The sequence below is a fragment of the Kluyvera huaxiensis genome (assembly GCF_040149365.1).
GTDB lineage: Bacteria > Pseudomonadota > Gammaproteobacteria > Enterobacterales > Enterobacteriaceae > Kluyvera > Kluyvera intermedia_A.
Window position 1 is genome coordinate 1 of record NZ_JBEFLV010000043.1, and the last position, 8,978, is coordinate 8,978.

An 8,978-nucleotide genomic window follows, 5' to 3' on the forward strand; every position below is an offset into this window, starting at 1 on the left:
GTCGCTGTCGTTCTCAAAATCGGTGGAGCTGCATGACAAAGTCATCGGGCATTATCTGAACATAAAACACTATCAATAAGTTGGAGTCATTACCCAGCAATGATAAAGATAACCCCCGGTGGTTTTCCGTTCGTATTGAGTCAGGTATCGAGCGTGGTTCTCGCTGACAGCGCAGGGGGCTCGTTATCAATCCCGCGCCAGTCGGGAGCTGCTACAGACCCAAAGGGTGATCACCAGAATCAAAATCGACAGGGAATAGAGCAGCACGTTCATCGGCGAATCGTAGTGCACGATGATAAGACGAACAATCGCCGTCACGCCAATATAGACAAAATAACGTAACGGGAAATGGCTGCCGGACTGAAAGTATTTGACGATTAGGGCAATAAATTCGAAGTACAGAAACCACGTCAGCAAGCCTTCAACAAAATCGTAGCTTTTGACGGTGGCCGCATTTAAAAAGGTTTTGGCCAGAAACCAGGATTCCTTGCCAAGAAAAACCAGCAGGATCACGGCCAGGCACAACATTCCAATATTTAACACAAACTGAAGAGTGGCAGGGATGGTCGTTGTGAATGAAGTGGTTAGAGTTGTTCGCATTTTCGCGCTCTGCTCGGCGGTTTTATTACCGTCAGTATAGTCAGAATTAGCACTGCGGGTGCGGGCTTACTAGCTGGTTGTGATGACATGATATAAAACTGCCCTCCGATAAAGAGGGCAGCGAGGGGATTAGCGGTTATCGGTCTGGGCGCGAACATTGTTCAGCCCGGTGGTATTGATGCGGTAAGGCTGCCCGTTCACAGACTTAATCAATTTTTTCGTTTTAAGCTTTTTGAACACGGCGAGAGTGCAGTCGCTGAGCAGAAACCCCTCGCGACTGTAGCATTCAACGGCGGTGACGCGGCCCGAGCTATCACGGACGTGCGTGATACGGCCACCTTTGGCAAGAATGTGTAAGGTACGTTGTTCCTGACGGGATAAATTCATACTGAAGAACCTGTTTAATCATCATATGCGAAAACGAGCCAACACCCGTAGGTGAAAGCGTAGGTTTTAAGCGCAGCGATAATCAGTCCGGCCGGAAAAGGTCGGTGGCTGATTATCTGATGATCACATTCTCCAGCATGCAGGCCTCGAAGTACGTAAGAAGAAAATAACCTCGTCAGGATAACACGGAACTGTTATCCGGAAATGAGTTTGTCCTGAAAATGTGAACCAGAAAGCTTCGGTTTTTACTACCAATGAGTAGTGAGGATATGTTTCGAATATGTATTTTAACTTCGGTTAATTCTTGATTTTTATATTGTTAGCTTGCTGAATTATTAATTAAAAACAAGTAACTGATGTTATTATATTTTTTAATTAATTGATTTTAAACGATTAATGTCGTTATCTGTATTTTTGTCAATTTACTGTAAATTAACTTATGGTGTGATCTGTGCCGTTATTTATGCATAGTCAATCGCTTTTTACTTGAACTCTGTCACGTCATTCCATCTCCCTCATCCTTGAAATAAATCTTTACGATCTTGATCACTAAAATATACTTCTTAAAAAAATAAAATGCAGTTTCATAAAAATGAAACATGATTCCAATTGAGGGTTATTGAATGTTTAAGAAATCTCTGGTCATGATGGCTTTATGTGGCGCATCTTTCGCCGCATCCGCAGTAACAGTCGATTTGCGTCACGAATTTATTGATGGTGGCAAGACAGACAAAACTAACGCCGACCGCGTTTCAGTCTCTCACCGTTTTGCTAATGGCTTCGGTTTTTCAGTAGAAGCGAAGTGGAAATCAGGCGGCGATAATACCGATAAACCGTATGCAGATTTTGTTGGTAACGGTCATGAAGAGTCGATTAGCTACCAGTATAAATTCAATAAAAACTTCTCCGTGCAGCCAGGCTTTAATATTGAAAGTAACGACAGCCGTTCTATCTATAAACCAAACCTGCGCGTGCAATATAGCTTCGATAATGGCTTCTACGTGGCAGCACGTTATCGCTATGACTACACCCGCAATCCTTCTAAGCCGGTTAACGACGATAAAGTCAACCGTGGTGATGCATGGGCGGGCTACGTGTTCGGTGACTGGCGTACCGAGCTGAACTATGTTTACGCACGCAGTTCAGAAGGCAAAGATCGTAATAACAGCAAGCCGTATTCTCAGGAATACAACGTCAAAGTGGCGTACAAAATCGACAAAAACTGGGCGCCATATGGTGAAGTGGGCAACGTAGGTGTCAACGATCGTGACGACCGTCAGACCCGTTTCCGCGTTGGTGTAGCGTACTCCTTCTAATCCCATTCTTGTTTGCAGAACCCCGGCAAAATGGCCGGGGTTCTCGCCTTTCTGCTTTGCGATAAACCTCATCCTCGAACGTTTTTTGATGCCAGCATATTTTTTTTAATATTACTGCGCAGTTGTGTCGCTCTTACATGACGTCATTTGTTTTCACATTCACGAAGAGGTTGATGCATGAATAGCGCTATGGCCGTTTTATTACTTCTCATCGTCTGTTTTCTGGTTTTGGGCGGCGGATGGTTTCTCATCATGCGTACCGAAATGAAAATTGAGAAAAAAATGCTGAATGAATTTGAGCTAAAACGTGAGGAGGAAAAACATCAGAAAACGCTGCAGAAATATGAAGAGCTATTAGCGATGGAAATTGAGTGGCACACGCAGCGTATCGCGAGTATTAATTTCTTTCTGGCAAAGATAAAGAGAAAGCAGGATGCGGAATTCCGCGGGACACAGGCCAGCATCAACGGTGACAATACTCATCTGCACTCCAAAATTAAGGCGCTGATTTTCATCTATTTTCCCCATTTACAGGACGACTATGACAAGCTATGCAAGATAGCTGACTGCACGGTCTATTTTGATTTCCTTTATGGACGCTCAAGCGACGGCCCGCGCGTGATTGCTGAGCTCAACGATAAACTGCAAAAGTTTGCTACCCAGTCGACTGAGTTTCAAAACCGCATTCGCAATGAAGTGACGGTGAAATGATTGGCGATTTTCATCGGGGGGAGGTCTATGCTTAGTCTCGAACATATATAAAAAAATAGAGGCAATGTCATGGATAAGGAACTACAGGACGCGGGTTATCGCGTCTATACCGGGGAGAAGATAGATGTCTACTTCAATACGGCGATTTGCCAGCATTCCGGCAACTGCGTTCGCGGCAGCGGGAAGCTGTTCAACCTGAAGCGCAAACCGTGGATCATCCCGGATGAAGTTGACGTTGCCACGGTGGTGCGCGTGATTGATACCTGCCCGAGCGGGGCGCTTAAGTACCGTCATCATGACTAAGTGAGAGCATATGGAAATTCTGGAAGGCCATAACAAGTTTTACGTCAACGATGCTGACGGCAATCAGGTCGCCGAGATTGTGTTTGTCCCTACCGGTGAACACCTGAGTATCATTGAGCACACCGATGTCGATGAAAGCCTGAAAGGGCAGGGCGTGGGTAAAAAGCTGGTGGCAAAAGTGGTGGCGAAAATGCGCGCCGAACAGCGCAAAATCATTCCGCTGTGCCCGTTTGCTAAACACGAGTTTGATAACACCCGCGAGTACGACGATATTCGTGCCTGAATCTCTGCGCCAGCTCAGGCTGGCGCAGCTTCTTTTTAATGGATCTGCTCGAACAACAGCAGCGCCGCAATCACCACCATCAATCCCCCTGAGAATCGACTGACCATTCTTGCCGCCTGTGGACGGCTTGCCAGCAGCGCCCGCGAACCATAGCCCACCAGCAGATAGATAATGGTGCAGGTGACAAGATGCATCAGCCCGAGCGCCGACATCTGCATGGCAACCGGCCATTGACCGTGCGGGTCGGTGAACTGCGGCAGCAGCGCCAAAAACAGTAAAAAGACCTTTGGATTGAGGCCGCTGATGCACAATCCCTTCAACGCCCAGTGATTCCAACCGCCGCTGAGCTGGTTAGCGCTGGAAACCGTGGCCGGATAGCGCAGCAGCGAAACACCGAGCCATAGCAGATAACATGCGCCCAAAAGCGTAATCGCGGACAGCACCAGCGGATGCCCAGCAATCAATACCCCTAGTCCAGCGACCACCACCAGTGTCGCCAGCAGATGGCCGGACATCAGTCCGGCGACGGCAGGCACGATACGACGGCCGTGGATCCCGGCGCTGATGGTATAGGCCCAATCTGCGCCTGGCGTCATAATAAGCAGAAAGGAAACCAGCCAGAATCCGGCGACCAGACTTATTTCCATTCTCTGAACCTTCCCTTAATTTTCATTACGTTACCCTCAATTCATTCACGTGTAGCACTAACGAAAGAATATCGGGAATACTGCGCAATGAGCTTTCAATGTTATGCTGGAAACTCGCATCAAATGAGAGAATCTTCTAAATGGATAGCATTGATCGAAAAATTCTTGCTGAGCTTCAGGCGGATGGGCGTTTATCTATTACCGAGCTGGCGGAACGGGTGAATTTGAGCCTCTCACCGTGTCATCGACGTCTGCGCGCGCTGGAGCAGGAAGGCGTGATCTCCGGCTACCGTGCCAACCTCGATCCCGGCAAAATGGGATTCAACTTTGTGGCGTTGGTGTTTGCCACCTTAAAAGAGGGCGATAAAAAAGCGGTTAGCGCTTTTGAAGAAGCGGTGGAAGAGATCCCGCAGATCGTGCTGGCACAGCGCCTGTTTGGCGATCCGGATTACTTGATGCAGGTGGTGACGCGGGATCTTTCGGCTTTCCAGAAACTCTACGATCAAAAGCTCTCGGCGATGCCCGGCGTACAGCATCTGCGCTCTACGCTGGTGATGAAAACGGTGGTGCAGGACCGGCCCTTCCCGCTGGAGACGCTAAAATAATCGCATCAGCACACTTTTAGCTGAAACGATTCGTGTGCTAATATTCCCGCACAGGGGATGGCATACCCCCTTGAACCGCCGTGTGGCTGATGATGCCTGTTTCTATTCCTGGACCGGGAATGAACAGGCACACCTCTACCGCGTCCAGGATGATTAATTCATCTGAGGATGCGTCAATGCTCTCTGAACACTTCGCTCGTAAAAATCCGCTTTTCTTTTTACTCCAATGGCTGCTGCTGGCGCTGGTGATTGCCGTTTTTGTCGGCTCGGCCTCCGCGCTGTTTCTCTTCTCGCTCGACTGGGCGACCGCAACGCGTCTCCATCATCACTGGCTTATCTGGCTACTGCCGTTTGCCGGTTTTGCCGTGGGCTGGGTCTATTTGCGTTTTGGCCGCGACGTTGAAGCGGGTAACAACCTGATTCTTGAAGAGGTTCATAGCCCGGCAAAAGTGATTCCGCTGCGGATGGCGCCGCTGGTATTTATCGGCACGGTGATTTCGCATTTGTTTGGCGCCTCGGTTGGGCGCGAAGGTACGGCGGTACAAATGGGGGCATCGATTGCCGATCGGTTTACCTCGGTGTTAAAGCTCAATAATGACGCGCGGCGCATGGTTTTGATGGCTGGCGTCAGCGCCGGTTTCTCTTCGGTATTTGGCACGCCGCTCGCCGGGGCTATTTTCGGCCTGGAAGTCATGGCGATAGGCCGGATACACTACACGGCGATTTTTCCCTGCCTGCTGGCGGCGATTGTTGCCGACCAGGTTGGGCTGATGTGGGGCATTCAGCACACGCATTACGCGATGTCGGCGATCCCACAAATGTCTATCTGGACGTTGGGGGCGGTGATGATCGCGGGCTGCTGCTTTGGTCTCGCGGCTCGCGTTTTTGCCGATGCCACGCATTTGGTCGGCGGCATTATGAAAACGCACATCGCTTACCCACCGCTGCGGCCATTTATCGGCGGGGCGATTGTTGCCGCGGCGGTCTATTTGCTGCATGCCGACCGTTACATTGGCCTCGGGATCCCGGTGATTGTCGATGCATTTCAGCACCCGCTGGCGCCGTGGGATTTTCTCGGCAAGCTGGCGTTTACCGTGACCTCGCTAGGGAGCGGCTTTAAAGGCGGGGAAGTGACGCCGCTGTTCTACGTTGGGGCGACGCTGGGCAATGCGCTGGCGCCGCTGCTGCATTTACCGTTCGCCTTTCTCGCCGGGATCGGCTTTGTGGCGATTTTCGCCGGCGCAGCCAATACGCCGATTGCCTCAACCCTGATGGCGATTGAACTCTTCGGGGCTGATATCGGCATTTATGCCGCAATGGGCTGCGTGGTGGCGTATCTGGTGTCAGGCTATACCGGTATCTACCGCTCCCAGCGCATTGCCTGTATGAAACATTGCAGCGTACCGGCAGGCATAAAACTGGCGGAACTCGCGGCCTGGCGGCGGTCTGTCGCTGACCATAATAAGGAAAAAGCGGATAGCTAATAACTTATTGTTGTAACAGCATGGATTTCTTATTGCGAAAATGTAAATAACGTACTCAATAATTGTTATTTCAGAATGGCGGCTCATTCTGGCTATCTTGGTTCCAGCCCACTATTTCGGCAACGAATCAGGAGAAACCCAGAATGAGCAGACAAATCAAGTTAGGTGCTTTCCTCCCCGGCGGCGGCCAGCATATTGCGGCGTGGCGTCATCCGGACCAACCCGCCGATGGCGCAACCAGTTTCGAATTCCACAAGCAGCTGGCGCAAACCGCCGAACGCGGCTTATTTGACGCCTACTTCCTTGCCGATGGCCTGGCGATTCCGGCCTCCGGCGTCACCGATGGCGGTACGGCGAAAGTGGCCGGTTTTGAACCGGTGACGCTGTTCTCCGCGCTGGCACCGCTGACCAAAAACATCGGTTTTATTGCCACCGCTTCCACTACCTATGAAGAACCCTACAATCTGGCACGCAAATTTGCCTCACTGGATTTAATCTCCGGCGGTCGCGCCGGGTGGAACGTGGTGACGACTGCCACGGAAGCCGCGGCGCATAATTTTAATCTCGACGCTCAGCACCCGCATGAATACCGCTATCAGCGGGCAACCGAGCACGTTGAAGTGGTGAAAAAGCTGTGGGATAGCTTCGAAGACGATGCCTTCCTGCGTGATAAAGCCTCCGGTCAGTTCTTCGAACGGGATAAGGTGCATGATACCAACCATGTCGGCAAATTCTTTAAAGTTCGCGGGCCGCTGAACGTACCGCGTTCTCCTCAGGGCCAGCCGGTTATCGTGCAGGCTGGGCAGTCTGAAAGTGGACGCTCACTGGCCGCAGCCACCGCTGAAGTGATCTTCACGTCACACCAGCATCTGGAAACCGCGCAGGATTTCTATCGCGATATTAAAAAACGCGCCAGAGCTGTCGGTCGTAACCCGGATCATGTCCTGATCATGCCCGGCGTCGCGCCGTTTATCGGCCGCACCGAGGAAGAAGCGCAGGAGAAATACCGCAAGCTGACTTCGCTGATTGTTGAAGCTGATGGCATCGCGCTGCTGAACGGTCTGGCGGGCGGGGCGATCGATCTGGGTAAATTCGATCCGGATGGCCCACTGCCACCGTTGCCGGTCACGGAAGGCATGAAATCGCGTCCGGAGTTGATCCGCCAGATCGCCGATGAAAACAACTTTACCATTCGCCAGCTCTATCAATGGGTAGCGACCGCACGCGGCCACTTCACCGTTGTCGGCAGCGCTGAGCAGGTGGCGGATACGCTACAAGCGTGGTTCGAAAATGAAGCGGCGGATGGTTTCAACGTGCTGCCGCCTTGGTTGCCGGGCGGCCTGGATGATTTCATCGAGCTGGTGGTGCCAATTTTGCAAAAACGCGGGTTGTTCCGAACCCAATACGAAGGCAAAACGCTGCGTGAAAATCTGGGGTTGCCGTTTGCCAGCAACCGCTATAGCGCTGTGCGCAACGCTAAAGTGGCTTGAGGAGGTTTCTATGTTCTATTCCACCACCCGAATCCGTCTGAGAGCCCGTCGGCAGGCGACGCCAGCTTACAAAGTGTGGTATCAGCGCAGCCTGTCGCTGATTGCCCGCTACGGCCTGCTGGTGCTGTTCTTCGCCGGTTGGCAAATTGCCAGCAGCACGGGATGGCTGAATGCGGCGGTGATCCCGCCGCTGGATAAAATCTTTGTGGCCTTGTGGAACGGTATCACTCAGGGGGCGCTGCTCGGGGACATTACGATAAGCCTGCAGCGTGCCGGGCTGGCGTTCTTCGCCGCCATCGTGGTGGGTATTCCGCTGGGTCTGTTTATGGGGCAAATTCGTCCGCTGGAACAGGCGCTGGATCCGATTCTTCAGCTCTTCCGTCAGACCTCAGCGCTGGCCCTGTATCCGATCTTTATCCTGCTGCTTGGGCTGGGGGAAACCTCCAAAGTGTTCGTTATCTTCTGGGCGGCGCTGTTTCCGATTCTGCTGTCGACCATTAGCGGCGTTAAAGAGGTGGATGGGAAGCTCTTAGAGATGGCGAAAACCTTTGGTGCCGGGCGACTGACGATGTTCTACCGGGTGATTGTTCCGGCTTCCGTGCCCTCTATTTTTGTCGGCCTACGCCTGTCGGCGACCACCGCGCTGCTGCTGCTGATCGCCGCTGAGATGATTGGCGCCAATCAGGGGATCGGCTTCCGGGTGATAAACGCCCAATATAACTTCCAGATCCCGATGATGTTCGCCGCCATATTTCTGCTGGCCTTTGCCGGGCTATTAGCTAACGCCATTCTGGTGCTATTGCAACGCCGTCTGTGTCGCTGGAACACGCGTAACCACTAATTTTTCTGCACTTTATTTTTCGCTTTCGAATATAGCCTGATGAGAATTTTATAATGAAAAAACAAATTTATTTTGCGTGGGTTGCGGCTCTTTTCCTTTTTGGCATCAGCGCCTCCGCGCGGGCTCAGGATGAAGTGACTATGCGCTATATGGCGAGCTACGGCGGTATTTCCGCCCATGAGTTAGCGGAAGCACTCGGTTATTTCAAAGGCACCGGGGTGATGCTGCCAACTTACTGATTTAGTGTATGATGGTGTTTTTGAGGTGCTCCAGTGGCTTCTGTTTCTATCAGCTGTCCCTCCTGTTCAGCT

The 8,978-nt window shown here is 51.5% G+C and carries 13 protein-coding genes and 1 riboswitch; of the genes, 10 read left to right on the forward strand and 3 right to left on the reverse strand.

The annotated features are described in order from the left end of the window. Positions 1-79 (forward strand): IS1 family transposase (locus ABOC97_RS23620; RefSeq protein ID WP_001401901.1); only part of this gene is annotated, 79 nt, incomplete at its 5' end. Positions 80-186: 107 nt separating this feature from the next. On the opposite strand, the gene psiE is transcribed toward ABOC97_RS23620, so the two are convergent. Together psiE and ABOC97_RS23630 are read right to left on the reverse strand one after the other, a co-directional pair. Continuing rightward, a complete protein-coding gene (psiE, locus tag ABOC97_RS23625) occupies positions 187-600 on the reverse strand; it encodes a phosphate-starvation-inducible protein PsiE (protein ID WP_349602279.1) in 414 nt (137 codons plus the stop codon). 129 nt (positions 601-729) lie between these two features. Further along, positions 730-987 (reverse strand): YjhX family toxin, encoded by a 258-nt coding sequence (locus tag ABOC97_RS23630; protein ID WP_349602281.1) that lies wholly within the window; start codon positions 985-987, stop codon positions 730-732. Between the two features lie 623 nt (positions 988-1,610). Between ABOC97_RS23630 and ABOC97_RS23635 the strand changes: the two genes are divergently transcribed. From ABOC97_RS23635 to ABOC97_RS23650, 4 genes are all read left to right on the forward strand, one after another. After that, positions 1,611-2,303, forward strand: a complete 693-nt coding sequence (locus tag ABOC97_RS23635) for an oligogalacturonate-specific porin KdgM family protein (RefSeq protein WP_234508803.1) — start codon at positions 1,611-1,613, stop codon at positions 2,301-2,303. Between the two features lie 177 nt (positions 2,304-2,480). Further along, on the forward strand, positions 2,481-3,014 hold the full coding sequence (locus ABOC97_RS23640) for a hypothetical protein (RefSeq protein ID WP_349602283.1): 534 nt from the start codon (positions 2,481-2,483) through the stop codon (positions 3,012-3,014). A gap of 69 nt (positions 3,015-3,083) precedes the next feature. Further along, positions 3,084-3,317, forward strand: a complete 234-nt coding sequence (gene yjdI / locus ABOC97_RS23645; RefSeq protein WP_061283302.1) for a 4Fe-4S mono-cluster protein YjdI — start codon at positions 3,084-3,086, stop codon at positions 3,315-3,317. Between the two features lie 10 nt (positions 3,318-3,327). Beyond that, positions 3,328-3,600 carry a GNAT family N-acetyltransferase gene (locus ABOC97_RS23650; RefSeq protein ID WP_234508806.1) on the forward strand — a complete coding sequence of 91 codons (273 nt, stop codon included), beginning with the start codon at positions 3,328-3,330 and terminating at the stop codon, positions 3,598-3,600. A 35-nt stretch (positions 3,601-3,635) separates the two neighbouring features. Here the strand turns inward: ABOC97_RS23650 and ABOC97_RS23655 are convergent, their stop codons facing one another. Next, positions 3,636-4,247 carry a LysE family translocator gene (locus ABOC97_RS23655; protein ID WP_349602286.1) on the reverse strand — a complete coding sequence of 204 codons (612 nt, stop codon included), beginning with the start codon at positions 4,245-4,247 and terminating at the stop codon, positions 3,636-3,638. A gap of 140 nt (positions 4,248-4,387) precedes the next feature. On the opposite strand from ABOC97_RS23655, the gene ABOC97_RS23660 reads away from it, so the two are divergent. The 5 genes from ABOC97_RS23660 (at position 4,388) to ABOC97_RS23680 (ending at position 8,906) form a co-directional block, all read left to right on the forward strand. Beyond that, positions 4,388-4,852 (forward strand): Lrp/AsnC family transcriptional regulator, encoded by a 465-nt coding sequence (locus ABOC97_RS23660; protein WP_349602288.1) that lies wholly within the window; start codon positions 4,388-4,390, stop codon positions 4,850-4,852. Positions 4,853-4,896: 44 nt separating this feature from the next. Next, positions 4,897-4,958: riboswitch (Fluoride riboswitch) on the forward strand. Between the two features lie 70 nt (positions 4,959-5,028). Then, positions 5,029-6,336 carry a voltage-gated chloride channel family protein gene (locus ABOC97_RS23665; RefSeq protein WP_349602290.1) on the forward strand — a complete coding sequence of 436 codons (1,308 nt, stop codon included), beginning with the start codon at positions 5,029-5,031 and terminating at the stop codon, positions 6,334-6,336. Between the two features lie 143 nt (positions 6,337-6,479). Further along, positions 6,480-7,826, forward strand: a complete 1,347-nt coding sequence (locus ABOC97_RS23670) for an LLM class flavin-dependent oxidoreductase (RefSeq protein ID WP_349602292.1) — start codon at positions 6,480-6,482, stop codon at positions 7,824-7,826. Positions 7,827-7,836: 10 nt separating this feature from the next. Next, entirely contained in the window at positions 7,837-8,667 is an 831-nt protein-coding gene (locus ABOC97_RS23675; RefSeq protein WP_349602294.1) for an ABC transporter permease, read from the forward strand. Positions 8,668-8,720: 53 nt separating this feature from the next. Continuing rightward, complete coding sequence (locus ABOC97_RS23680; RefSeq protein WP_349602296.1) at positions 8,721-8,906, forward strand: hypothetical protein; 186 nt, start codon at positions 8,721-8,723, stop codon at positions 8,904-8,906. The last annotated feature ends 72 nt before the right edge of the window (positions 8,907-8,978 follow it).

Bases quoted from the DNA above. Each gene is read 5' to 3' on its own strand.
- psiE (WP_349602279.1), bottom strand. From the start codon at position 600: ATGCGAACAACTCTAACCACTTCATTCACAACGACCATCCCTGCCACT.
- ABOC97_RS23630 (WP_349602281.1), bottom strand. From the start codon at position 987: ATGAATTTATCCCGTCAGGAACAACGTACCTTACACATTCTTGCCAAA.
- ABOC97_RS23635 (WP_234508803.1), top strand. From the start codon at position 1,611: ATGTTTAAGAAATCTCTGGTCATGATGGCTTTATGTGGCGCATCTTTC.
- ABOC97_RS23640 (WP_349602283.1), top strand. From the start codon at position 2,481: ATGAATAGCGCTATGGCCGTTTTATTACTTCTCATCGTCTGTTTTCTG.
- yjdI (WP_061283302.1), top strand. From the start codon at position 3,084: ATGGATAAGGAACTACAGGACGCGGGTTATCGCGTCTATACCGGGGAG.
- ABOC97_RS23650 (WP_234508806.1), top strand. From the start codon at position 3,328: ATGGAAATTCTGGAAGGCCATAACAAGTTTTACGTCAACGATGCTGAC.
- ABOC97_RS23655 (WP_349602286.1), bottom strand. From the start codon at position 4,247: ATGGAAATAAGTCTGGTCGCCGGATTCTGGCTGGTTTCCTTTCTGCTT.
- ABOC97_RS23660 (WP_349602288.1), top strand. From the start codon at position 4,388: ATGGATAGCATTGATCGAAAAATTCTTGCTGAGCTTCAGGCGGATGGG.
- ABOC97_RS23665 (WP_349602290.1), top strand. From the start codon at position 5,029: ATGCTCTCTGAACACTTCGCTCGTAAAAATCCGCTTTTCTTTTTACTC.
- ABOC97_RS23670 (WP_349602292.1), top strand. From the start codon at position 6,480: ATGAGCAGACAAATCAAGTTAGGTGCTTTCCTCCCCGGCGGCGGCCAG.
- ABOC97_RS23675 (WP_349602294.1), top strand. From the start codon at position 7,837: ATGTTCTATTCCACCACCCGAATCCGTCTGAGAGCCCGTCGGCAGGCG.
- ABOC97_RS23680 (WP_349602296.1), top strand. From the start codon at position 8,721: ATGAAAAAACAAATTTATTTTGCGTGGGTTGCGGCTCTTTTCCTTTTT.